This window comes from Exiguobacterium sp. s5 (assembly GCF_018618075.1).
GTDB classification, from domain to species: domain Bacteria; phylum Bacillota; class Bacilli; order Exiguobacteriales; family Exiguobacteriaceae; genus Exiguobacterium; species Exiguobacterium mexicanum_A.
In genome coordinates, this window is record NZ_JACSLK010000001.1 from 704,230 (window position 1) to 729,686 (window position 25,457).

The window sequence follows — 25,457 nt, forward strand, 5'->3', positions numbered from 1 at the left end:
ATAGAATCAAATAGGAGCGGAAACAAGAGATTGTTCTCCGCTCTATTTATGAAATTGACACGCACGACATATGGAGGCGAAGGTTATGAACAAACAGTCTATTCGTGACATCGATGTAAAAGGGAAACGCGTCTTTTGCCGCGTTGACTTCAACGTTCCACTCAAAGATCGCGTCATTCAAGATGAAACGCGGATTCAAGCGGCACTTCCAACGATCAAGCACTTGATCGACGGCGGCGCGAAAGTCATTTTGGCGAGCCACCTCGGCCGTCCAAAAGGCGAGAAGAACCTCGAGTACTCACTCGCACCGGTCGCTAAACGTCTCGCTGAACTTCTCGGCAAAGATGTACCCCTCGTTGAAGAGGCGTACGGTCCAGTCGCAGAAGAAGCCGTTTCAAAACTTGGTGAAGGTGACGTCGTCGTTCTCGAGAACGTCCGTTTCTACCCTGGTGAAACGAAAAACGATCCAGAACTCGCGAAAGGTTTCGCGGCACTCGCGGATATCTTCGTCAACGACGCGTTCGGTGCGGCTCACCGTGCCCACGCTTCAACAGAAGGTATCGCGCAAAACGTGGACCACGCGGTGGCTGGTCTCTTGATGGAGAAAGAACTTGAAGTCCTCGGGAAGGCACTCTCGAATCCAGACCGTCCGTTCACGGCGATTATCGGCGGATCGAAAGTTGCTGACAAGATTGGGGTCATCGACCACCTTCTTGACATCGTTGACACACTCATCATCGGTGGCGGTCTCTCGTACACGTTCTCGAAAGCACTCGGGCACGAAGTCGGAACGTCACTCCTTGAAGAAGACAAGCTCGACCTCGCTCGTCAGTTCATGAAAAAAGCAGAAGACAAAGGCGTGAAGTTCTTGATGCCGGTCGACTGTGTCATTGCGAAAGAATTCGGCGAAGAGACATACGTCGGACCAGTCGATATCGACTCGATCCCTGCGGATCACATGGGTCTTGATATCGGACCGAAGACAGTCGAAATTTACGCGGAAGCGATTCGCGAATCGAAACTTGTCGTTTGGAACGGACCGATGGGCGTATTCGAACTCGATAAGTACGCTAACGGAACGAAAGGTGTCGCTCAAGCACTCGCAGACAGCGACGCATACTCAATCATCGGTGGTGGTGACTCAGCCGCGGCAGCAGCCAAGTTCGGCCTTGCTGACCAAATGAGCCACATCTCGACTGGTGGCGGCGCTTCACTCGAATTCATGGAAGGCAAGAAACTTCCAGGCGTCGAAGCGTTGAACGACAAGTAAAATAGAGGAGGGTTATCGATGCGTAAACCGATTATTGCAGGTAACTGGAAAATGAACAAAACACTCTCGGAAGCTGTCGCTTTCGTAGAGGAAGTTAAAAATAACATCCCGTCAACGGACAAAGTTGACGCGGCGATTGGTGCACCAGCACTTTTCCTCGCACCGATGGTAGAAGCAGCGAAGGGGTCAAACCTTAAGCTCGGTGCTCAAAACATGTACGACAAAGACAGCGGGGCATACACAGGCGAAATCAGCCCGGCCATGGTCGCTGACCTCGGCGTGACATACGTCATCCTTGGACACTCAGAGCGTCGCGAATACTTCGGCGAATCTGATGCTTTCATCAACAGCAAAACGAAAAAAGCGTTCGAACACGGTCTTACGCCAATCGTTTGTGTCGGTGAGACATTAGAAGAGCGCGAAGGCGACAAGTTCGAAGAAGTCATCAAGACGCAAGTCGAAGGTGGCCTCGCGGACCTCTCAGCTGACCAAGTCAAACAACTCGTCATCGCGTACGAGCCAGTTTGGGCGATCGGCACTGGTAAATCAGCGGACGAAGCAGATGCGCAAAGCTCATGCAAATATGTTCGTGACGTGGTAAAAGGTCTTTACGGTGAAGACGTGGCGGCTGCGGTTCGCATCCAATACGGCGGTTCTGTAAAACCTGAGAACATCAAGGAGTATATGGCGCAAGAAGACATCGACGGCGCGCTCGTCGGCGGTGCTTCACTTGAAGCTGCTTCGTTCCTCAAGTTGTTGGAGGCGATTTAAATGGCAAGACCAGTCGCCCTCATCATCTTGGATGGTTTTGGAATGCGGAACGAAACGTTCGGTAATGCGGTCGCTGCGGCGAACAAACCGAACTTCGACCGCTACTGGGAGCAGTATCCACATACGCTCCTCAACGCGAAAGGCGAGTACGTCGGCCTTCCGGAAGGTCAGATGGGGAACTCGGAAGTCGGTCACTTGAACATCGGTGCCGGCCGGGTCGTCTATCAGTCACTTTCACGCGTCAACAACGCCATCAAAGACCGTTCACTCTTCGACCGCCAAGCGATGAATCACTTGGCCGGACATGTGAAAAAGTATGATTCGAGCCTCCACATCATGGGCCTCGTCTCAGACGGTGGGATTCACTCTCACATCAACCACATGTACGCCATCGTCGAGTTCGCAAAACTTCATGGCATCGAAAAAGTATACATTCACGCTTTCACGGACGGCCGTGACTGTGATCCGAAATCAGGCGCTGGCTTCCTCGAACAGACGGAAGCGAAGCTCGCTGAACTCGGACTCGGTCAAGTCGCTAGCGTGTCTGGACGCTACTATGCCATGGACCGCGATAACCGTTGGGAACGCGTCGAGAAAGTATACGACGTGCTCGTCAACGCGAAAGGCGAAGTCGGCACGAGTGCGGTCGACGTGCTTAAACAGTCGTACGCAGACGGCTTGACGGATGAATTCGTCTTACCGACGGTCATCGAGAAAGATGGACAACCGGTCGCGACGATCAAAGATAACGACGCGATCATGTTCTTCAACTTCCGTCCGGACCGGGCCATCGAGCTCGCGAAAGTGTTCAAAGAGAAGACCGGCTTCAAAGGCTTCGAACTTTCGAACACACATCCAGAGAACATCTTGCTCGTCTCGATGACGAAATTCTCGGATGAAATCGACACGGACATCGTCTTCCCACCAGAAGATTTGAAAAACACGCTCGGTGAGACTCTCGCCGCGCAAGGGTACAAACAGCTCCGCGCTGCGGAAACTGAGAAATACCCGCACGTCACGTTCTTCTTGAACGGACAACAAGAAACACCGTTCGAAGGTGAAGATCGTTTCCTCGTACCGTCACCGAAAGTGGCGACGTACGACTTGAAGCCGGAAATGAGCGCATACGAGCTCACGGAAGGTCTTCTCGAACGCATCGAATCGGACACGTATGACGCGTATATCATCAACTACGCGAACCCGGACATGGTCGGCCATTCCGGTATGCTCGAACCGACGAAGAAAGCTGTCGAAGTCGTCGACGAATGCCTCGGTAAAGTAGTGGACGCACTCATTGCTAAAGGCGGCGCGGCGATTATCACGGCGGACCACGGGAACGCTGACCTCGTCACGAACCCGGACGGCTCACCGATGACGGCCCACACGACGGAACCAGTACCATGTATCGTCACGAAAGAAGGGGTGGAACTGAAACCAGTTCTAGAAGGCGCTTTATGCGACCTCGCCCCGACGCTCCTTCACCTGCTTGGTGGAGAGCAACCGGCAGAAATGACCGGCACATCAATCGTCACGAAGTAACTCAAAAAACTTTCCAAATAAAAGGGAGCGAATCAATATGTCAATGATTACAGAAATTTACGCACGCGAGATTTTGGATTCACGCGGTAACCCAACAATCGAAGTAGAAGTCTTCACAGAAGACGGTGGTTTCGGCCGTGCCCTCGTCCCATCAGGCGCATCAACTGGTGAGCACGAAGCAGTTGAACTCCGTGATGGCGACAAGTCACGCTACCTTGGTAAAGGTGTACTCAAAGCCGTTGCGAACGTAAACGACACAATCGCACCTGAACTCATCGGCTACGATGTTTTCGACCAAAATGCAATCGACGCTAAAATGATCGAACTTGATGGCACACCAAACAAAGCGAAGCTCGGCGCAAACGCAATCCTTGGTGTCTCAATGGCAGCAGCTCACGCAGCAGCTGATGAGCTCGGTCTTCCACTTTACACGTACCTCGGTGGATTCAACGCGAAGACACTTCCAACACCAATGATGAACATCATCAACGGTGGCTCGCACGCGGACAACAACGTTGACTTCCAAGAGTTTATGATCATGCCTGTTGGTGCGCCAACGTTCCGTGAAGCGCTCCGTATGGGTGCTGAAGTATTCCACGCCCTCAAATCAGTTCTTTCTGGTATGGGTCTTAACACAGCAGTCGGTGACGAAGGTGGTTTCGCACCAAACCTTAAGTCAAACGAAGAAGCGATCACTGTTATCCTTAAAGCGATCGAAAAAGCTGGTTACAAACCAGGTGAAGACGTCTACCTCGCAATGGACGTTGCATCTTCTGAGTTCTATGACAAGTCGACTGGCAAGTACGAACTCGCTGGCGAAGGCAAATCACTTACAACTGCAGAACTCGTAGACTTCTACGCAGAACTCGTTGACAAGTACCCAATCCTCTCAATCGAAGATGGTTGCGACGAAAACGACTGGGATGGCCACAAATTGCTCACTGAGAAAATCGGTAACAAAGTTCAACTCGTTGGGGATGACCTCTTCGTAACGAACACAGCGAAATTGGCTGAAGGAATCGAAAAAGGTATCGCGAACTCGATCCTCATCAAAGTTAACCAAATCGGTACGCTCACAGAAACATTTGACGCGATCGAAATGGCTAAAAAAGCTGGTTACACAGCAGTTGTCTCACACCGTTCTGGTGAAACAGAAGACGCAACAATCGCGGACATCGCGGTTGCAACAAACGCTGGTCAAATCAAAACTGGTTCGCTCTCGCGTACAGACCGTATCGCGAAGTACAACCAACTTCTCCGCATCGAAGACATGCTCGGCGATGTAGCGAAATACGACGGGATCAAGTCGTTCTACAATCTCAAAAAATAATTGATGTTTTCAGGCCCGCCTTGTGCGGGCTTGTTTTTTTGTGGTTTGTTATTTGAATAACCTTCATCAGACGGTGGGACGCTTTCCTGGGGTGATGCGGATGCCTCCGCAGCGCACGCGCGCTTTACGGGGTCATCCTTGCATCACTCTCCCCAAGGAGTCGCCCACCGTCTGATTCCGTCCAAGCGGCACCGTAGATTGCCTGCAGAAAGCATCGGTGCCGCCAGGGCGGATAGTATATTCTGCTCCGTTTCCGGGAATAGAGTAGTGTAGGTGAAAGGAGGCGTTCGTCATGATGGTCAGCGGTTTTCTCCTTCTTCTCATTGCGCTCGGTGTCGGTGGTTACTTCCTGTACAAGTATATGGAAGACCGGAAATGGTCGTGACGTATGTCACGGCCGTTTTTTTGTGTGCGTGAACGCTTGAAAATTGGGTATAATCAGATACAGACTACAAAAAGGAGAGACGTCCATGACACGCGTACGGAAAGCCATCATCCCGGCCGCCGGGCTCGGTACCCGCTTCTTGCCGGCGACGAAGGCGATGCCAAAAGAGATGCTCCCGATCGTCAACAAACCGACGATTCAATTCATCGTGGAAGAAGCCGTCGCTTCCGGCATCGAGGACATCATTATCGTGACCGGGAAGAACAAGCGCGCCATCGAGGACCATTTCGACCGAGCCATCGAGCTTGAACAGAACCTCGAGTCAAAAGGCAAGACCGAGCTCCTCGAGTCGGTGCGCCACTCGTCGAACCTCGCCAACATCCACTACATACGGCAACAGGAACCAAAAGGGCTCGGCCACGCGATTTGGTGTGCCCGGAAGTTCATCGGCGACGAACCGTTCGCGGTCCTGCTCGGGGACGATATCATCGAGGCGGACGTGCCGGCGACGAAGCAATTGATCGACCAGTACGAGCAGTATGAGCGCTCGATCATCGGGGTGCAACGCGTCCCGTATGAAATGACGAATCGATATGGTATAATTGACCCGCTTGCCGTCGAAGGAAAGCTCATCCCGGTCCGGACGTTCGTTGAGAAACCGGCCGTCGGTGAAGCCCCATCGAACCTCGCCATCCTCGGCCGTTACATTTTGACGCCGGACGTCTTTGAGGCGTTGTCGGCGCAAGAAGTCGGGACGGGAGGCGAGATCCAATTGACGGACGCCATCGCCCGCTTGAACGAGGTGGAGACCGTCTTCGCCTATGAATTTGACGGGCGTCGCTATGACGTCGGGGAACCGATCGGCTTCATCGAAGCGACGATCGCCCACGCGCTGTGCGACCCAGATTTAAAAGCCAACGTCCGCACGCTCTTGAAGCGCTTCGTGGACGAACTCGAACAACAGTAAGGTGTGTTATTTTTGAAAACAATGTTAATGGTCTGTCAAAACTATTATCCGGAGATCGGCAGTGCCGGCAACCGGATGCAAAATATCACGCATCTCATGAAGGAACGCGGATACGAAGTGGAGGTCATCACGGCCGCCCCATCGTATCCGAACTTCAACTTGTATAAAGACGATCGCTTCTGGAATGACAAGGCGCTCAACAATCAGCCGTTCATCAAGCGGCTCATCACGAAGAAGCGCAAACATACGTCGAACATGGTGAGCCGGCTCGCTTTGTTTTTGGAACAGATGATCAAAGGCGTCGCCGCCGTCCAAAAGCTCGACTCGAAACCGGATGTCGTCTTTGCGACGACCCCGTCTTTTTTTATGGCGTTCGTCGGCGTGTATGCGAAACGCAAGTACGGCGTCCCGTTCATCTTGGACGTGCGTGACCTCTGGCCGGAGTCGGTGAAAGGCGTCGGCGTGTTCAAACACGACTGGATGCTCGCCCCGGCGTTCTGGTTCGAGAAGCGTCTTTACAAATCGGCCGATGAAATCATCATCAACTCGGAAGGGTTCCGCAGCTATCTTCGCCAGCGCGGCGTCGAGAACGAGATGATCCACTACATGCCGAACTCGATTCGTGAGAGCGAGCGCAATCTCGAGCGGACGGTCCCCGAGGACGACCGGATGGAAATCCTGTACGCCGGGAACATGGGCCTCGCCCAAGACGTGTTACTCTTGCTTGAACTCGCGGAGCGGTTCCGTGACGAGCCGCGCGTTCACTTCAAATTGATCGGCTACGGGTACCGGAAGAACGAGTTGAAAGAGACAATCAAGGCCCGTGGTTTCAAGAACTTCCTCTTCCTCGAGGCGATGCCTCGGACGGAGGCGTTCCAAGCCATCAAGAACGCGGACGTCGCGTTCGTCAGCCTGATTGAGCAAGAAGTGTTCGATACGGTCATCCCGGGCAAACTGATCGACTACATGGCGGTCGGTAAACCGATCGTCGCGGCGGTGTCAGGCCATGCGGCGAATGTCATCGAAGCGGCCGAGGTCGGTTACGTGTCACGGAAGCGTGACATCAATGAGATCGAGCACATGCTCCGTAAATTGCTCGAACGTCCCGAGTTGCGTGAGAAATACGGTGTGAACGGGATCCGTTATGTGAAAGAGAATCTGTGCTGGGAAAACAATATACACGTCCTCGAAGACGTGATCGAAAAAGTAACGATGGAGGAAACACGATGAAGTCAGTATGTATGTTTGTATGGAACCATTTTACGAATGATGCGCGCGTCTTGCGCGAATGCTCGGCGCTCGCCGAAGCGGGCTATGAAGTCGATTTGATTGCGCTTCAAGACCCGAAAAATCCGTCGCTCCCGAAAGAAGAGATGCGTCCGGAAGGGTTCCGCGTCATTCGCGTCAAACGTCAGCCGTCGATTCTCGCCAATGGGATGAAGGCGCTCAAATCGATTCGGACATGGGTGTCTGAGAAGAAGACACGCCAGCTCGGGGCTGGACTCGTCGGCGCGGGATTGTTCATCCTCGCACCATTGACGATGCTCGGACTCGGTGCGGCAGCAGGTGCGATTTTGTTCCCGCCGGTGCGTAAAAACATCGTCAACGCGAGCGCGATGCTCGAGATGGTGTTCACTTCGACGAAAAAGTCGTACGATTTCTATCACGCCAACGACTTGAACACGCTCCCGCAGGCGCTCATCGCCGGGAAAATCGTCAACAAAGGCAAGATCGTCTACGACTCACATGAAGTCCAGACGGACCGGACCGGTTACGGCTATATCCAAAGTAACCTCGAAGGCTGGCTCTTGCCGTACGTCGATTCGATGATGGTTGAGAACCACACGCGCGCGGCGCACAACGAAGAGCTCTACGGCTTCTATCCGTACGTGCTCCACAACTATCCGTTCTATCGTCCGCTCGACTTCTCGCTCCGTAAAGACTTGCATGCACTCCTCGACTTGCCGAAAGATGAGAAGATCCTCTTGTACCAAGGCGGCATTCAAGCCGGCCGCGGACTCGAGCAGCTCATCCTCGCCGTCAAGGACTTCAACGAAGGCACGCTCGTCATGATCGGGGACGGAAAACTCAAACCGGTCATCAAACGGATGATCGAGGACGAAGGCGTCAGCGACCGCGTCAAGATGATTGACAAAGTACCGGTCGAGGCGTTACCGTACTATACGATGAACGCATATCTCGGTTTCCAAGTGTTGAACAACGTCTGTTTCAACCACTACTCGGCGTCATCGAACAAGCTGTTCGAATATTTGATGGCCGAAGTACCGGTCGTCTCATGTGACTTCCCGGAAATCGAACGTGTCGTCGCCGGGAACGACGTCGGTGTCGTCGTCGACTCGCACGACCCACAATCGATCGCCGAAGGCGTCAACCGCCTGCTCGACGATCAAGCACTCTACGCCCGTGTCAAAGAGAATACGAAGACGGCGCGTGAGCAATATAACTGGGATTTGGAAAAAGAGGCACTCTTGAACGTCTACACGAATGTCGTGGACCGCAAGTTGCCGATTATGAAAGACGGTGCGCCAAAGCCAGCTCAACAGTAAGATGAAGACTGCGACTTTGTGCCGCGGTCTTTTTTTATGGAAGGGGGAAAATTGATGAAACGTCAGCAACAACATCTACTGCGTCAACAAGTCTGGAAGAAGCTCCAATCGATTTCCTTGAAGGATATCGCCTGGATCATCGCCGGCTCATTCATTCTCTCGTTCGGGGTGAACTACTTCACCGTCCCGAACGACTTCTCGGAAGGCGGCCTGCTCGGGGTCACGATCATCCTCTACTACTTGTTCGGCTGGGACCTCGGTGTCACGTCGATCATCGGGAACGGTCTGTTGTTCATCGTCGGCTATAAACTGCTCGACCGCCGGACAATGGTCTATTCGGTCGTTGCCGTCATCGCGACGTCATTCTTCCTCAGCTTGACCCATAGTTGGGGCAGCCCGGCCGAGGACAAACTGCTCGCGGCCGTCTACGCCGGGATCATGATCGGTGTCGGTATCGGCATGGTGCTCCGCGTCGGTGGGACGACCGGGGGCGGGGTCATCATCGCCCGCCTCATGGAGCGGTATTTGCACATGAGCGTCGCCGTGTCGATGTTCATCATCGATGCGATCGTCGTCGGGGCGTCGGGATTCATCCTCGGGGAACAAGTCGTGCTCTATACATTGATCGCCATCATCATCGGCTCGTGGGTCATCGACCTCGTCGCTGAAGGGCTCAACATCCGCAAGGCCGTCACCATCATCAGCGACAAGCAAGAAGAACTCGCCGTCGTGTTGACGGAGACGCTCGGCCGCTCGGCAACGATTATCCATGGCCACGGCTACTACACGAAGCAGGACAAGAACATGTTGTATATGATCGTCGACAAGCGTCAAATCGGTCCGCTCAAGCGAATCGTCGAAGTGACCGACCCGCGTGCCTTCGTCGTCATCCACCAAGTGAAAGAGGTTATCGGGGAAGGGTTCAGCTACCCATCCCGATAATTTGAACGCTGGCGTTTTGACGCCAACTTCTATATAATAAGAAGCGTGTAAAAAGAAGGAGGAACTGACTACTATGCAAACGATCGCTACAATCAGCCTGCTCGTCGTGGCTGTTTTATTGATTGTCGTCGTACTGCTCATGTCAGGTCGGTCGCAAGGTCTTGGGGCGATTGCAGGTGGCGCGGAGCAGTTGTTCGGCCGCCAGAAAGCGCGCGGCTTCGACGCTGTTTTGAACCGAACTGCAGCTGTACTAGGCACATTGTTTTTCATTTTAGGATTACTAGTCGCATCATTATGATGAAAGGCTGATCGTTCTCGATTTTTACGTGAGGCGGTCGGCTTTTGTTTTTTTCAATTATTTTTTGGGAATAATGGATTGTATGAGGAGATGACGTTAGCAATGAAGATTACAGCACCGAAACCGTTCTTCTTTGAAGGCGGACCACGTGCCGTGTTGATGTTACATGGCTTTACCGGATCGAGCGCGGATGTCCGCATGCTCGGTCGTTTCCTGCAAAAAGAAGGCTATACGTGTATGGGTCCCCAGTACCGGGGTCATGCCGTGCCGCCGGAAGAATTGCTTCAGTACGGACCGGCGGACTGGTGGGAGGACGTCTTGAACGCCTACCAGTCGTTGAAAGATAAAGGCTATGAGGAGATTGCCGTCTGTGGCCTCTCGCTCGGCGGCGTCATGTCGCTTCGCCTCGCTTCGGAGGAAAACGTCAAAGGCGTCATCCCGATGTGCGCCCCGACCGGAATCGATGCCGAAGATCGGTTATACAAAGGAGTCAAAGCCTACGCTCGAGAATATAAATCTCGAGAAGACAAATCACCTGAACAGATCGAACAGGAGATGGCGGACTTCAAACCGATGCCGACGCTCAAGGACCTCCGTGCCTTCGTCCGTGACACGACGACAAAACTCGAAGATATTTTCGTCCCGGCGCTCGTCGTCCAAGGGGCGAAAGATCAAATGGTCGATCCTGAATCTGCACACGAAATTTACGAGGCGATCAACGCGTTCCAAAAAGAACTGCTCATGTATGAGGAGTCGGGACACGTGATCACACTCGATAAAGAAAAAGAGAAACTGCACCAGGACGTGCTCGATTTTCTCGAAACGTTAGACTGGTCAGTCTAAAAAGGAGGTGTCACGTTGAATTTACGTGACCAACTACTAGAAATCATCCAAGCCAGTGACAAAGCACTGACGGTGGACCAATTGACCGAGCGTCTTGCGCTCGAGTCAACGGATGCCTTTAAAGAGCTCATCCGTACCTTGAACACCCTCGAAGAAGAGGGCTTAATCGGCCGCACACGGACGAACCGTTACGGGACGCTCGCCGTGCTCGGCCAAGCAGCGGGAATCATCTCGATTCACCAACGCGGCTTCGGCTTCTTATCGGTCGAAGGGGAGACGGAGGACGTGTTCCTTCCGCCCGACCAATTGAAAGACGTCTACCACGGGGACACGATTCTCGTCAAAAAGCGCGAGGACAACCGCGGCAAGACCGAGGGCGTGCTCCTCAAAGTCTTGAAGCGTGGCTTGTCGGAGTTCGTCGGGACGTATACGCTCCCGAGCGGACGCCTCGACCAGTTCGCCTTCATCGAGCCGGACGACAAGCGCATCAACTTCTGGCCGGTCGTCAACCCGGACAAATCGCTCGGTGCCGTCGATGGCCATAAAGTCGTCGTCCGCATCACGAAATATCCGGACGGACGTTTCGCCGGAGCGTGTGACGTCGTCCGCATCATCGGACACAAGAACGACCCAGGCGTCGACATCTTATCGATCGTCTATAAGCACGGCATCCCGACGGAGTTCCCGGAAGATGTCATCGACCAGGCGAACGCCGTACCGGACGAGGCCGACGAGAAAGACTTCATGGGCCGCGTCGACCTTCGTAACGAGACGATCTTCACGATTGATGGCGAAGACGCGAAAGACTTGGACGATGCCGTCCACGTCAAGAAACTCGACAACGGTAACTATGAGCTCGGCGTCCACATCGCCGACGTGTCACATTACGTGACGGAAGGGTCACCGCTCGACGTCGAGGCGTTCGAACGGGGGACGAGTGTGTATCTCGTCGACCGCGTCATCCCGATGTTGCCGCACCGTCTCTCGAACGGGATTTGTTCACTCAACCCGCACGTCAACCGGTTGACGCTCAGCTGCGTCATGGAGATCTCCCCGCAAAACGGGAAGGTCGTCCACCATGAGCTGTTCCCGAGTGTCATCAAGACGACGGAGCGGATGACGTATACGAACGTCCGCGAGATCATCGAACGCGATGACGAAGCGACGCTCGAACGGTACGAGCCGTACATCCCGTTGTTCGACCTGATGGCCGAACTCGCGGAAGTACTTCGTAAACGCCGCAACTCACGCGGTGCCATCAACTTCGATTTCGCCGAGGCGAAAGTCGTCGTCGACGAAGAAGGCAAACCGGCAGACATCGTCTTGCGTCCACGCTCGGTCGCCGAGAAGTTGATCGAAGAGTTCATGCTCGCGGCCAACGAGACGGTCGCCGAACACTTCCACAAGATGGACGTGCCGTTCATCTATCGTGTGCACGATAACCCGAAATCGGACAAGCTCGACTTCTTCTTCGACTTCGTCGCGAACTTCGGCGTGCATATCGAGCGGTTCAAAGGCCAGAAGGTCGAACCGAAGACGCTTCAGAAGATTTTGAAGGCGATCTCGGGTGAACCGGAAGAGCCGGTCATCAGCACGATCATGCTCCGTTCGATGCAACAGGCGAAGTACGACGATGTCTCGCTCGGTCACTTCGGCCTAGCGACCGACTTCTATACGCACTTCACGTCACCGATTCGTCGATACCCGGACTTGATCGTCCACCGTCTCATGCGCACGTATGCTTTCAACGGCGACGTGTCAGAGAAGACGATCGCCAAGTACGAGGACCGTCTCGGTTCGATCGCCGAACAGGCGTCGAAACGCGAGCGTCGTTCGGTCGATGCCGAACGTGAGACGCAAGCCTTGAAGAAAGCCGAGTACATGGAATCACGTCTCGGTGAAGAGTTCGATGGCGTCGTCAGCGGTGTCACGAACTTCGGGATGTTTATCGAGCTTCCGAACACGATCGAAGGACTCGTTCGTCTCCAGTCGATGGATGACTACTACCACTTCGACGAGTCGCAGCTCATGTTGCTCGGCGAGCGGACGAAACGTCAGTTCCGGATCGGTGACGCGGTGCGCGTCAAGGTCGACGCCGTCAACTTGGACGAGCGCACGATCGACTTCACCGTCGTCGGCATGCCGAAGCGGGAACAGTCGCGCCGTCGCCAACCGACGACGATTAAAGCGACGGAAGGTCGTCCGAAGAAGGATGACAAAAAAGGCCGCGGCCGTGACGACAAACGTCCGAAGCGCGGCAAGCCGGGCAAACCAGGGAAACCGGGCCAAGCCGGGAAACCGTCGAAACCAGGCGAGAAGCCGAAGTCGTCGCAAGGACGGTCGGTGCTCGACTTGAAGAAGAAAGACGGTCAAAAACGTAAAGGCGACGCCAAACGCGGATCGAAGAAGCGTCGCTGACGGGAGGGGGCGACCCCTCCTCTATATTGAAGTAAAGGACTGAATGTCTATGGCCAAGAAGAAAGATTCGAACGCGCTCGCGCAAAACCGAAAAGCGTCCTTCGATTATGCGATCGAAGATACGATTGAAGCCGGCATGGTGTTGACGGGGACCGAGATTAAATCGGTGCGCCAGTCAAAGATCAACATCGCCGACGCGTATGTCCGCTTTGATGGTGGCGAGGCGACGCTTCATAACTGTCATATCAGCCCGTTCGAGCAAGGGAACCGCTTCAACCACGAGCCGCTTCGTGTCCGAAAGCTATTGTTGCATAAGAAGCAAATTAATCAGCTCATCGGCGCGCAAGGGCGTGACGGATATACGATCATCCCGCTCAAAGTGTATCTGAAGAACGGCTTCGCCAAATGTCTCCTCGGCATCGGGCGCGGGAAGAAGAAGTATGACAAGCGCGACGACTTGAAGAAGAAAGATGCGAAGCGCGATGTCGACCGGGCTCTCCGGGACCGGCAAAAATACTGACAGCGAGACCTGATTGTGGTATAGTTGTTGTAGTACCAATTACCACCTCGGGGACGTTATGGATTCGACGGGGGTAGGTCGGTCGTATGTGGCGTGTCGAGGGGTCGGCCTCGTTAAAACGCAAACGCCTATAACTGGCAAAACTAACACACAACTCGCAGCAGCCTAAGTGCCCTGCGGATCCTGACATCCATCGCTTGTGTGGATGACTTTCAGGGTCTCAAACTAAGCAAGCTACGCTTCAACCTCGCCGTCTGAGGGCGCGAAGAAGAGATGAATCAGACTGGATGCGACAACGCCTGTTTATCGGCAGTGTCACATTGAGATTCAATAGATAAACTACACACGTAGAAGCATGCGTTACGATGCCTTCGGACGCGGGTTCGACTCCCGCCGTCTCCATTTTTAAACAGTCTACATGGACTGTGATCAATGATATTTCATGAAGACCTTCTAATTTCATTGAGATTAGAAGGTCTTTTGATTTTTATGGAGCAACTCAATCACAATGAAATGAAAGCAGGTGAATCAAATGGGAAAATATCAGTTAGATACGAAAAGTAAGGTGGCTGCTGCCAAGTATCAAGACGGTAAAAAACCAGCTGTTTCGAACAAAAAAGATAAACTTAATCAGCTTCGAGAAGCATATTTGCAAAAGCAAAAAGAGAAGAAACAAGCTGGTGAGTGATCAAGAGGCGTTATAGCGAAAAAGGATTATTGAGTGATTGCTCAATAATCCTTTCTTTGTAAATGTACGATTCCATTATTTGGTTTTTTGAATGGTGTCAAAGGATTGAATATTACTTTGTTGAATATAAACTATGAGCTATTTTAAAAATTGTCACGAGAATATATAACCATCATAGGAGGAATCATCATGTCAAAAAAATCTACGGAATTAATTATAAATGGAGTCAAGAAGTATGGTCCGGCAGTAGGAAAGTTTGCACTTGAACATAAAAAAGAAATTGTTGGAGCAATTGGTGCACTCGGTGTAAAGGAACGACTTAGTAAGCGTACGAATAAAGAATCAAATCCTAAAAAACCAAAAGACAAAATCATGCATCCTCGAAAGAAGAGATATCAATATTATTTAGCTGAGGTTGTTCCCGCATTAAACACTCAAAATCGAGATGAACTGTTCAAGTATAAGATGGAAGTGGAGCAATGCATTCAACAAATCAAATTCGAGCAGGCGCAGGACATCGTCATCAAAAAACAGATTCATGAGAGTCGGATAAAAGAGTGGGATGCAATCCTGTCTCAAATCGTGAGCCAGATGACCGTGAAAGATTATATGGAATATCTAAAGCTCTTTAACAATCCTGAATATCAAAGCGAGTATTTCAAAGGCTTTGAAGGCGATGTTGAGAAATTTAAAAAGCTAAATACTGTGGAACAGCATGATACGTTAGTCAATTATATTCATGAAAAAACAAATATCGATATAGAACAAATCAAAAAAGAGTTTTCGGCTCCTGTTTGATTCACCTTGATCCGTTCTTGTTCCTCATTCGTTATAATCGATGATGTAACGAATGAGTGGGGGTGAGGTCATTGGGCTGGAATTTAGAAGTCGCTGAAGCGAAAAGTGAGTACTTAACAGAAACGGATTTGTGGCGCTTCACGCAACAGTTTTTAATGAACGCGACACATACGACGACATACAAGCATATTCTCATGAAAGCGTTACTTGAATGCACGACCGAATTGAGTGATTCCGGTGTGGTGACGTTCCAGCAAATTTCGAAACACGTGACGAAGATGTATTGGAATTTGATTGTGACGCACGGATTACGACAAGTGAATCAACTTGGAAAATTGAGTTCGGTGGAAAAAACAATGCTCGCATTTCAAGCGATGCATGAGATTCCGTCCACTTGGAACTTTGATCGTCTGCCGGTTCAGCAGCAACAACAATTGATTCGAAACGTGAATCAGTTCTATAAGAAGTACGTGTACGGATCGTTCTATACCTCGTTCGAGGGGACCGTCTATTCATTCAATCGGAAAGAAGAGTGGGTCAAACTTGTGCCGAGCTACGTCATCTTTTTTGAGAAATATAAACGGGTATTGATGAATGTTACGAATTATCAACTCGCCGTCTTTCTGGAAAAATACAATACACGCGAAGCGATGGAGCGAATCTTGAACAAAATCGAATTCGTCTCGGCTCGTCAATCGCTCGACGAGTTCAAACAGATTTTACTGAGTCACGGTCATTCCGTCTGTTTTTATTGCATGAAGCCGCTCAAACAGATCCATGTCGACCATTTTATCCCGTGGTCTTACATACAGAATGATGTTCTATGGAATTTTGTCCTCGCTTGTCCGACTTGTAATACGAGCAAGAACAATCGGATGGCGAAGGTTGATTATCTTTACGCGCTCGTGGAACGAAACCATGAGTTGCGAGTGGCAGAGCAGATGGAGACATACAAAGAGACGAAATTAATTCACCTGTATGACTATGCGGTGCAAAATGGGTTTGAAGCCAATTGGATGCCGAAGTAATTAAAATGAGTCGAACCTGATGAGTAAGGTTCGATTCATTTTAATTTTTTGATTATTCCTTCTTACATAAATCTTTTTCAGAACACGTCCAAAAGGATACAGAGATTGGATGAGTATTTAATCCGATAATTTCCCCATAAATTGTATGATAAACTGAAGGGAAGAAGATTGTGAGGGGAACAATGATGAATATTCATTTTGAAAAGATGGACGAAAGAGAACTTACTTCTTATTTGACGTGGTTGATTGATGATTATGCGAACGACGTCGCCCGCAATTATCAATTATCTGCTGCACTGGCGCAAGAAGAGTCGACGCAATTGATTCGTAGCCTGTTTCCAGACAATCAACCGACTGAGGGACAAACAGTCGTCCATGTGATGGACGGTGCGACGCGAGTCGGGATTTTATGGTACGCCTTTCAGGAAGAATCAAAACGTGTCTTCATTTATCATGTTTGGATGCACGAAGCCTATCGCAGACGCGGATATGCGACGGCGGCATTGCAACTACTTGAGACGATTACAGCGCACGAACTTGGGGCGACTTCGATTGGGCTGAGTGTATTTGGCTCAAATCCGGATGCTCAGCGACTTTATGCACGCCTCGGATTCCAACAAGCTTCGATTGCGATGAATAAGAGTTTGGGAGAGGTGTCGAGGTGAGGCGCTTTTGGAAATGGACATTGGCCGGAATTGGAGTACTTGTCGTCGGGATAGGAGGACTTGTTTTTGCGTTCAACCAGTCGATGCAGTCCGATCCCGATGAAGAAGCAAAAGCAATCCAACTCGCTGAGCCGTATGTAGCGGAGCGTTTCGACAATGCCGAATTGACGACAGAGGTCACGTTCGACAACATGGGGAATTTCCCGTTCGAATATGCGGCGACTGCAGTTGATTCCGTGACAGGGACCGAGTTTTTCGTCTATGCGGATGAGACGACAGGGGAAGTCGTCGACACGTTCCTCGCATCGAAATGGGAAGACGACGTGACGGATGCCATCGAAGATTCAGTAATGACGGCGTTTGGTCACGACGTCACGTACGACGTTTTTTACGATGAAGTAGCCGTGCGACAACTCGACGCCTCGGCGGCGAACCCGCTCGCCTATAGAACAGCCGACGTCGTACCGACAATCTTAGTGACGATTCATCGGGAGCCAGCGTCAGGGGATGAGGCACTCGTCCGTACCTGGATGGCGGCGCTACAAGAGAGTGACATGTTACGCCATGCGGATGTTCATGTCGACTATATCGCTAAAAACGGGGAGATCCTCAATGGCGGTACCTCGTTAATCTTATCGTTCTAATGAAAAAATATCTTCTGTGGGCAGGAAGTGATTTTGTTCAGTTACTAGTCACCACAAGTTAAATACATCCGCCACAGTCGTATCACTGCCGTCCAGGAACATGAACAGGCCGAGTGAAATCAATAGACCTACGATGACGAGTGTGCCGAACCGGATGAGCCCGCTCTTGTTCTTTTTGAATAGACCACGCATCACGAGCCATCCACCTGTATGAGACACCACCTATGTATCAACGGTGTTACATTGAGACTTAATTGATAAACTACACACGTAAAAGCATGTGTTAAAATACCTTCGGATGCGGTTTCGACTCTCGCCGTCGCTAATCATGAAATATGATTAATTATGCTAAGTATTGTACTTCCAAAAATAGACTTGTTATTTTATATTTGTTTTGTCTGGTTCTTCTTTTCAGGAATTTGTAATAAAAATTTTGAATCCTAATGTCGCAGTTGATGCCATTAGTGTTGAGAAAATAACAAAAACTTTTATAGAATCAGAGAAGTACATCAAGAATTTCCATGTGCAAAAAATCCAATTTGTTTTAGTAATTAAGAAAAATTATTAAAAAGTAGGTGGGATTATCACTAATTCTTTATTTAGTATAGTAGAATCTGTCACAGGAAATGTTGTATTATCACAAAGCGGTTACGGATTCCAAGCAGTTATAGATGACTTTCCCAAAGCAAGATTTATAAATATTGTGACATATAATATTACATCTTTTGGAGAATCGGAATTAGTTACACTAATTAAAAATATTCCATTAGAAATACCAGTAAATTTAATATTGAATATACCAAAGAAATCTTATGGAAGTTCGGATGCTTCAAGACAAATTTACTGGTATTTGAGAACTTTAGAAAGAAATAAGTTTAACGATTTGAATGTGTATTTTAACTTCTCAAATCACGCAAAATTAATAATGACAAATAATAAAGCGTATATAGGTTCTCAAAATTTTTCGGATGCCAGTTCAGAGAAAATTGAACTCGGAATTATTGTTGAAAGTAAAAGAGATATAGAAAAGATAAACAATAATATATTTGAATTGATAAAATCTAACTCTATAAGGTATGCTACATCGGACTACGTTAGAGTTATGGAAGAAATTAAGGAGAATATGGAGGGGGTATTTGAAAACCTGCGTTCAAATATTTTTACGATTGTAGGTGATCCTCCATACATACCTGAAATTGAAATTTTTGATATTAATGATGCTTGTTTTCCTAAAGAAGAGTGGTACAAATTTATTGAATTAGATGAAAAGTTATTTGAGACTATTGATAATATATGTGAAGAATATAGCGGTTTTTTCAATGATAGCCAAGCTAATAATTTTAAAGAGGCTTTAAAAGTTCAATTAAGCTTATTTATTTCTAATATTAATGATTTTAAAGAATTTATGGATTCTAGGGAAAGTAAATTATGGGAGCGTTTCTATGAAATTGATACTGGAGAGACTGATAGTACGATGAATACAGTTCTTAAAGAATTAGATGCAGATAAAGATGATAAGTTCCATCATTTGAATGGTGAAGAACTACTTGTAATGTTTGATCAGATTGAGCCTATTGTAGAAAATATACTTAAATTAATTGAGGAAATAAAACATATAATGTTAAAAAACACGATTTATGAAAATTTAAATTTAATAGAAGAATAGTTTTCGGTTTGATGACAAATTGATATGGATTTTAATCAATAAGGTATTTTAATCAAGTTCACAAATGTATAGTACTTTGAATGTTGATATAGCAGTGCTTGGGATTGAAAAAGCCGGTGTATTGTAGCTTCTGGACGCGAATTCGATTTCGAGGTCTCTATTATCTACAATTTTTAATTTGTTTTTATAAAATGGTAAATGCCTTTAGACGAAAGGGTTTTACCATTTTTTATTTATGAAAGACCTATACTATATAATTATTTGAATTTATAGTAATTTTGAAACCTTACTTTTATTCATTTTTGGATAATTCTATAATTTTTTAATATATATTTTATTTTTATTGATAAATTTCTATTTTATGTACAGAAATAAAAATTAATATATATAAGGATATGGAGGTTTATATAGTGTATTTAAAAGTACTAAGGTTATGGAACTGGCGAAAATATTCTGAAAAAGAATGTGGTTTACCAGGAATTGAAATTGAATTTAGTAAAGGTTTAAATGTACTAATTGGAGAAAACGATGCAGGTAAGACTGCAATCATTGATGCAATTAAAATTATATTGGGTACTAATAGTCAGGAAGTAACTTGGATTACAGATCAAGATTTTCATGTTGGAACTTCTAAGTTGAAAATTGAATGCTTATTCGATGAACTTACTTTAGAAGAAGAAGCATTTTTTTATGAATGGTTAACTTTCCATGAGACAAAGTCAGAACTGCGTTTAATGCTGGAAGCAGAAATTTATAACGATATAAATGGGCAGCAAAAAATCAAAAAGAGTATAAAAGCGGGACCTGATGGTTTAGAAGTTGGCATGGAAGATGTTGTTAGAAATTTGTTATGCATAACTTACTTAAAACCATTACGTGATGCGTCTTCAGAACTTAGTCCTGGATATCGCTCACGAATTGCTCAGGTTGTAAAAAGCTTGAATTCTTTTAAAAATGGAAGTGAGGAACAAGATACTATAATTAGTCTTTTTACTAATGCTTTTGATGAATTGAAAAAAATTCTTGATGAACCAGTACTTAGTAAAGTAGGTGGTACAGTTAATGAATTTTTTGAACTTAATAATCAAAAAAATCCAGCAATTAGACATAAAGAAATGGGTTTTTCAGAAATACTAAGAAAACTAGAGTTGAATTTAGGCGAACTAGGAACTGGATTAGGAAGTTCTAATTTACTGTTTATGGCGGTTGAATTACTTCTGTTAAAGGAAGGAGAGATTGGTCCTAAACTAGCACTCATAGAAGAAATCGAAGCACATATACATCCTCAAGCTCAATTACGCGTTATTAAACATTTTGAAAAGAGTTCTAGTGATACAGATATGCAGTACATTTTCACATCGCATAGTCCTGTATTAGCTGCCTCTATTTCATTAGAAAGCATTATTTTTTTATACGAACAACAAGCTTTTTCGATGAAAAAAGGCTATACAAAGCTAGAAAATGATGATTATGAATTTTTAGAAAGATTTTTAGATGCTACCAAAGCAAATATGTTTTTTGCTCAAGGCATTATTTTTGTCGAGGGAGATGCAGAAAATTTACTTCTTCCGGCGATTTCAGAAGTAATAGGTTTTCCTTTATATAAATATGGAATTTCAATAGTAAATGTAGGGAATTTAGCTTTTAAAAGATATTCTTCGATTTTTTTACGGAATGATGTAACTCGGTTGATGAATTTTCCAGTGTCTATAATTACAGATTTAGACTTAAAACCCTCCGATTATTATGATGGACCTAGCTATTTTCAAATAGATGAAGACTTAAACAATAAAATTGCAAACATATACAAGGTAGATGCCACAAATAATGACCTTGAAGGAAATTATATTCAATTAGAAGATTTATTCAAGAAATCTAAAACTATATATGGTAAAGAAATTAAAAAGCTAGACAAAGTACAACAAAAGAGTAAATTTGATATTATCCATTCAGAATTAGAAGCTTTAATTGCTAATCAGGAAAGTATTTTTGACTCTTACAAAGAAAGCACAAAGTACGAAATTGAAACACGCTATTTCAATAATAAGGAACGTACAAAAGTTTTTATTTCTTCGCCCTGGACCTTAGAACATTCTATTCTCATGAGTTCATTGGGAAGAGTATTTGAAGAAATAATATTAGACACCAATTATAAAGACGTAGCGAATAGAAGGGATCAACTCGAAGAGTGGGGAAAAATCAAAGATACTAATCTTAGAGCTACAGTTGTATACAATTTTCTCTTGAAAAGAAATATTTCAAAAGCAGTAGTTGCTCAAAAATTTGCTCAATTCCTTATAAAAAATCAAATGGATTTAAAAGATCATTTGTTAAAAGATGATTGTTTTAATCATTTAGTTGAAGCTATTAAACATGTTATAGGAGAAGAGTGATATGATTTTCAACTTAGAAGATTTTCAAAAAGTCGAGAAGTTATTACTAAATGGTAATAATTTTAACGATCTTCAGAAAGAGTTTATCAATTTGTTTGAAACCAAGACAATTATCGCGGGTCCAGGAACGGGAAAAACTACGGCGCTAGTGGCTAAAATAACATTGTTGATACAAAAACTGCATGAAACCGGAAGTCGAGAAGGCGTTTGTATAATAACACACACAAATGTTGCAGTGGAAGAAATTAACAATGCTTTGACTAGAATCGGAATAAATGGAGTGCATCATCCTCATTTCATAGGTACAGTTCATGAATTTTTTAATAAATTCTGTTTAACTCCTTTTTTAAAAAACAGACTAAAAATCGAGTCTCTTTTTTTTGATACTAAACAGTCAAGTGATGAAATTTTCTATGAAAAGTTTCTAAAAAAAAATTTCCTAATTGGAGCGAACGTCCAATAAAAGCAGTCGCTAAAAGAACTTACGAAAGTGAATTTTATTTTAACCAGGTTACGGAGAGATTAGACCTCCGTAATTCGACTAATTGGGATCAAGAAAAATTTAATAAATATAAAAAAGTAATGCTTAAGGCGATAATTGCTCGTAAAAAAGAAGGGTTTTTACAATTTGACGATACTTTTATTTTTTCTTATGTTTTTTTAAAATCTATAAAACATATTGAAATTTTAAGAAAACGCTTTAAATACGTTTTTATTGATGAGTTTCAAGATACACACCCACTAGGAACTAATTTACTTGATTTGATTTTTAACAACAGCTTTAATGTTTTCCAGAAAATCGGTGATCCTTTTCAAACTATTTTTTATAATCAGCCAATGCCAATTGTGGATGAAAGAAACACGTTTTTTTTGAACCTTTCAAACCGATTCGGTAATCAAATTTCTGAACCGTTAAACGTTATAATGCCTAAAGCTAATATTGAATCGGCGCCAGACATTAAGTCGTTTAAACCTGTGATTTTAATTTATAGCGATGAAAAGAAAATATATGATTCTTATAGGTCGCTTTTAAGTGAGTTTGAAACTTTAGACGAAGACTTCAGGAATAGTACAAAAAAAGATAAAGTCCTTATCTGGGCTAGACATTGGACTAAGATATTAAAGCCAGGTAAAGTATACGCCAACGTTAATAATAAACGCGAAAATCCTAATACTACTCTCAAAAATATAATAATTAATTTTTTACATAAATTAATCATAGAGAGTGGTAATAGTGATACCAAATTAAAATTGTGGATAAGAAGTCATGAAAAAATAAGTGATTTGAACATAGTATTAATAAACATAATCAAAGAAAGAGACACCAGTTTACACAAAAAAAGTTTAATCGATATTATAAATAGTATTTTAAATGAGGGTGGAGCGCCTTCGATTAAGTTAAATCATCCTATATTTAACGAGATTCAGAAAATTATATGTTCTTATATAGTAGAAAGAGTATCAATTACTGAATCAGAAAAAAATGATATTTTTACTATCCACTCGGTAAAAGGAGAAACTTTACGATCTGCTTTAGTTGTGGATTTTGAGAAAAAACTTTTAACAAAAATTTTATTACATCGCTATGGTTTATATGAGGCTAAAGAGTATATATATACAGATCATAATTTATTTTACGTTGCCATGAGTAGAGTTACACATTTATTTGTTTTTGCTATGCATGTAGATGATTGGAATAAAGATTTACAGGCATCTTTGGAATCTACTTGGACAATTAAAATAGTTTAATAATGTTTCTAAGATTACTTTTCTCATGAAAAATTTTTCACTACATTATCTCTACAAACTAATATGCAAAACGAGCCGAACCTTATTAAATTGGTTCGACTCGTTTTCATTTTAAGTGTGATTTCAACATAAACTCAATCAGTGAATTAAATCGTCACCACAAGTTAAACAGATCCGCTACAATCGCATCACTTCCGTCTTGGAACATGAACAAGCCGAGTGCAATCAACAGCCCTCCAATGACGAGTGTGCCGAACCGCATCAGTCCGTTCGTGTTCTTTTTGAATAAGCCGCGAATCACGAGCCCTCCACCGATCAATAGCATCAAGAAATACCAAACTCCCATAGCCATTCCTCCTCTGCCTGTAGTTGAGTTTAGTTTACATATATTTTCCAGTACATACTGTAGGGCGCGGGACTGATTTAATCTCAGTCCAAGACGGGTACAGTACCTTTATGTGTAAATAAAGGGGAGAGTGACCACTATGCGAAAAACCATCGTCATCGCGGGCGCGAGCGGCTACATCGGCTCGAACGTGATGGACCATTTAAAAGAAGAATATGACATCATCGCCTTGTCCCGCTCGACGAAAAACAAGGAAGACGAGGACCACATCACATGGCGGTCGTGCGATTTGTTCTCGTATGAACAGACACGTGAGGCGTGCGAGGGGGCGGATTACGCCATGTTCCTCGTCCACTCGATGATTCCGGACGGCGGATTGACGCAGGCGACGTTCGAAGACATGGACGCGCTCATCGCCGACAACTTCGCCCGGGCGACGAAAGCGAACGACATCGAACAAATCGTCTACTTGAGCGGGATCATTCCGAAAGAGTCGAAGACGTTGTCACGTCACTTGAAGAGCCGACTCGAGGTCGAACGGATTCTCGGTGGGCAAGGGGTGCCGGTGACGACGATTCGGGCCGGGCTCATCATCGGCCCGGAAGGTTCGTCGTTCCCGATTCTCGCGAAGCTCGTCAAACGCTTGCCGGTCATGATTCTCCCGAACTGGACGAAGACGGAGACGCATCCAATCGACCTGCGTGAAGCCATCCAAGCGCTTATCTCGGTCGTCGGGGCCGAGGCGTTGTACGACCACCATATCGATATCGGTGGTCCGGAAGTGATGACGTATCGGAAGATGATTGAAGACACGGCTGACGTCATGGGCAAACGCCGCGTCATGATCGACTTCCCGTTCCCGACGATCAAATTGTCCCGCCTTTGGGTCATGGCCGTGACGGGTGAACCGAAAGATACTGTCTATCCGCTCGTCGAGAGCATGGGCCACGCCATGGTCGCGAAAGACACGACTGGCGTCAAACAAGGGGAGATTCCGTTCAAGGAAGCGGTCGAGCACGCGCTCGAGGAAGAAGAGAAACAGAAGTCGGGTGGCGGCAAGAAGAAAAAAGCGCCGCAACAGTATACCGTCCGCTCGATTCAACGGTTCGGCCTGCCCGAAAACAAGTCAGCGCTATGGATGGCCGACACGTATTTCGAGTGGCTCGGCCGGCTCGCGTACCCGCTCATCCAGACGACGAAAGAAGACGATGATTGGGAGATTGCGCTCCTCCGGCCGTCACTCGTCGCGCTCCATCTGTCACTCGAAGACGAAGCGACGGACGATATGGCATCGTTCGCAATTGACGGTGGCTTGTTCACGAAGTTGAGTGAAGACGACAAGACGGGCCGACTCGAGTTCAGACGGCTCCCGGAATCGGACGAAGGGCTCGTCGCCATCCATGAGTTCGTGCCGGCGCTGCCGTGGTGGTTCTATACGAAGACGCAGGCGAAAGCCCACCTCGTCGTCATGTGGCTGTTCGGCCGTCACGTCCGTCTGCTTGGGGAAGATGCGGACGAGGGCGACCAAGTCGTCGAAGCGCCGACGAATTAACGAAGACGCATCCATCGCGATGCGTCTTTGTTTTGTCGATTATGTTAACGTTTTGCCGGAGTCGTTTACAAAGGGCAG

24 protein-coding genes and 1 other RNA gene are annotated in these 25,457 nt (G+C 46.8%); 23 read left to right on the forward strand and 2 right to left on the reverse strand.

Annotation, left to right across the window (positions count from 1 at the left end; genetic code table 11):
* Nucleotides 1-85 precede the first annotated feature (85 nt).
* From KNP60_RS03715 to KNP60_RS03800, 18 genes are all read left to right on the forward strand, one after another.
* Nucleotides 86-1,270, forward strand: coding sequence for a phosphoglycerate kinase (locus KNP60_RS03715; RefSeq protein WP_131437839.1), 1,185 nt, complete (start codon nt 86-88; stop codon nt 1,268-1,270).
* Between the two features lie 18 nt (nt 1,271-1,288).
* Nucleotides 1,289-2,041, forward strand: a complete 753-nt coding sequence (gene tpiA, locus KNP60_RS03720) for a triose-phosphate isomerase (protein ID WP_034778525.1) — start codon at nt 1,289-1,291, stop codon at nt 2,039-2,041.
* Nucleotides 2,042-3,580, forward strand: coding sequence for a 2,3-bisphosphoglycerate-independent phosphoglycerate mutase (gene gpmI / locus KNP60_RS03725; protein WP_214763323.1), 1,539 nt, complete (start codon nt 2,042-2,044; stop codon nt 3,578-3,580).
* Nucleotides 3,581-3,617: 37 nt separating this feature from the next.
* A complete protein-coding gene (eno, locus tag KNP60_RS03730; RefSeq protein WP_214796953.1) occupies nt 3,618-4,910 on the forward strand; it encodes a phosphopyruvate hydratase in 1,293 nt (430 codons plus the stop codon).
* 470 nt (nt 4,911-5,380) lie between these two features.
* Nucleotides 5,381-6,262: a UTP--glucose-1-phosphate uridylyltransferase GalU gene (gene galU, locus KNP60_RS03735; protein WP_214752933.1), complete on the forward strand. Its 882-nt coding sequence runs from the start codon at nt 5,381-5,383 to the stop codon at nt 6,260-6,262.
* A 21-nt stretch (nt 6,263-6,283) separates the two neighbouring features.
* On the forward strand, nt 6,284-7,492 hold the full coding sequence (locus KNP60_RS03740) for a glycosyltransferase family 4 protein (protein ID WP_251131338.1): 1,209 nt from the start codon (nt 6,284-6,286) through the stop codon (nt 7,490-7,492).
* Nucleotides 7,489-8,829 carry a glycosyltransferase gene (locus tag KNP60_RS03745; RefSeq protein ID WP_214796955.1) on the forward strand — a complete coding sequence of 447 codons (1,341 nt, stop codon included), beginning with the start codon at nt 7,489-7,491 and terminating at the stop codon, nt 8,827-8,829. The genes KNP60_RS03740 and KNP60_RS03745 overlap by 4 nt, the downstream gene beginning before the upstream one ends.
* 54 nt (nt 8,830-8,883) lie before the next feature.
* On the forward strand, nt 8,884-9,771 hold the full coding sequence (locus KNP60_RS03750; RefSeq protein ID WP_052090147.1) for a YitT family protein: 888 nt from the start codon (nt 8,884-8,886) through the stop codon (nt 9,769-9,771).
* Between the two features lie 73 nt (nt 9,772-9,844).
* Nucleotides 9,845-10,069 carry a preprotein translocase subunit SecG gene (secG, locus tag KNP60_RS03755; RefSeq protein ID WP_012726902.1) on the forward strand — a complete coding sequence of 75 codons (225 nt, stop codon included), beginning with the start codon at nt 9,845-9,847 and terminating at the stop codon, nt 10,067-10,069.
* 102 nt (nt 10,070-10,171) lie between these two features.
* Nucleotides 10,172-10,912, forward strand: a complete 741-nt coding sequence (locus tag KNP60_RS03760; protein WP_214796956.1) for an alpha/beta hydrolase — start codon at nt 10,172-10,174, stop codon at nt 10,910-10,912.
* A 15-nt stretch (nt 10,913-10,927) separates the two neighbouring features.
* A complete protein-coding gene (gene rnr / locus KNP60_RS03765; protein WP_214796957.1) occupies nt 10,928-13,330 on the forward strand; it encodes a ribonuclease R in 2,403 nt (800 codons plus the stop codon).
* A 49-nt stretch (nt 13,331-13,379) separates the two neighbouring features.
* Nucleotides 13,380-13,850, forward strand: coding sequence for an SsrA-binding protein SmpB (smpB, locus tag KNP60_RS03770; RefSeq protein WP_029595066.1), 471 nt, complete (start codon nt 13,380-13,382; stop codon nt 13,848-13,850).
* 49 nt (nt 13,851-13,899) lie between these two features.
* Nucleotides 13,900-14,255, forward strand: a transfer-messenger RNA (tmRNA) gene (ssrA, locus tag KNP60_RS03775).
* Between the two features lie 127 nt (nt 14,256-14,382).
* Nucleotides 14,383-14,538: an alcohol dehydrogenase gene (locus KNP60_RS03780; protein ID WP_214796958.1), complete on the forward strand. Its 156-nt coding sequence runs from the start codon at nt 14,383-14,385 to the stop codon at nt 14,536-14,538.
* A gap of 189 nt (nt 14,539-14,727) precedes the next feature.
* On the forward strand, nt 14,728-15,336 hold the full coding sequence (locus KNP60_RS03785; RefSeq protein ID WP_131472346.1) for a hypothetical protein: 609 nt from the start codon (nt 14,728-14,730) through the stop codon (nt 15,334-15,336).
* 71 nt (nt 15,337-15,407) lie between these two features.
* Entirely contained in the window at nt 15,408-16,364 is a 957-nt protein-coding gene (locus KNP60_RS03790; protein WP_214796959.1) for an HNH endonuclease signature motif containing protein, read from the forward strand.
* Nucleotides 16,365-16,549: 185 nt separating this feature from the next.
* Nucleotides 16,550-17,029: a GNAT family N-acetyltransferase gene (locus tag KNP60_RS03795; protein WP_214796960.1), complete on the forward strand. Its 480-nt coding sequence runs from the start codon at nt 16,550-16,552 to the stop codon at nt 17,027-17,029.
* Nucleotides 17,026-17,673 carry a hypothetical protein gene (locus KNP60_RS03800; RefSeq protein WP_214796961.1) on the forward strand — a complete coding sequence of 216 codons (648 nt, stop codon included), beginning with the start codon at nt 17,026-17,028 and terminating at the stop codon, nt 17,671-17,673. Before KNP60_RS03795 ends, KNP60_RS03800 begins: the two co-directional genes overlap by 4 nt.
* A 48-nt stretch (nt 17,674-17,721) precedes the next feature.
* Here the strand turns inward: KNP60_RS03800 and KNP60_RS03805 are convergent, their stop codons facing one another.
* On the reverse strand, nt 17,722-17,868 hold the full coding sequence (locus KNP60_RS03805; RefSeq protein ID WP_214796962.1) for a hypothetical protein: 147 nt from the start codon (nt 17,866-17,868) through the stop codon (nt 17,722-17,724).
* Between the two features lie 508 nt (nt 17,869-18,376).
* On the opposite strand from KNP60_RS03805, the gene KNP60_RS03810 reads away from it, so the two are divergent.
* The 4 genes from KNP60_RS03810 (at nt 18,377) to KNP60_RS03825 (ending at nt 23,481) form a co-directional block, all read left to right on the forward strand.
* Nucleotides 18,377-19,339, forward strand: a complete 963-nt coding sequence (locus tag KNP60_RS03810; RefSeq protein WP_214796963.1) for a phospholipase D-like domain-containing protein — start codon at nt 18,377-18,379, stop codon at nt 19,337-19,339.
* Nucleotides 19,340-19,749: 410 nt separating this feature from the next.
* Complete coding sequence (locus KNP60_RS03815; protein WP_214796964.1) at nt 19,750-21,732, forward strand: ATP-dependent nuclease; 1,983 nt, start codon at nt 19,750-19,752, stop codon at nt 21,730-21,732.
* Nucleotide 21,733: 1 nt separating this feature from the next.
* Complete coding sequence (locus KNP60_RS03820; RefSeq protein WP_214796965.1) at nt 21,734-22,195, forward strand: UvrD-helicase domain-containing protein; 462 nt, start codon at nt 21,734-21,736, stop codon at nt 22,193-22,195.
* Nucleotides 22,192-23,481 (forward strand): UvrD-helicase domain-containing protein, encoded by a 1,290-nt coding sequence (locus KNP60_RS03825; protein ID WP_353048634.1) that lies wholly within the window; start codon nt 22,192-22,194, stop codon nt 23,479-23,481. Before KNP60_RS03820 ends, KNP60_RS03825 begins: the two co-directional genes overlap by 4 nt.
* 154 nt (nt 23,482-23,635) lie before the next feature.
* Here KNP60_RS03825 and KNP60_RS03830 read toward each other — a convergent pair whose 3' ends face one another.
* Nucleotides 23,636-23,827 (reverse strand): hypothetical protein, encoded by a 192-nt coding sequence (locus KNP60_RS03830; protein WP_214796967.1) that lies wholly within the window; start codon nt 23,825-23,827, stop codon nt 23,636-23,638.
* A 139-nt stretch (nt 23,828-23,966) separates the two neighbouring features.
* Between KNP60_RS03830 and KNP60_RS03835 the strand changes: the two genes are divergently transcribed.
* Nucleotides 23,967-25,379, forward strand: a complete 1,413-nt coding sequence (locus KNP60_RS03835; RefSeq protein ID WP_214796968.1) for an NAD-dependent epimerase/dehydratase family protein — start codon at nt 23,967-23,969, stop codon at nt 25,377-25,379.
* Nucleotides 25,380-25,457 lie beyond the last annotated feature (78 nt).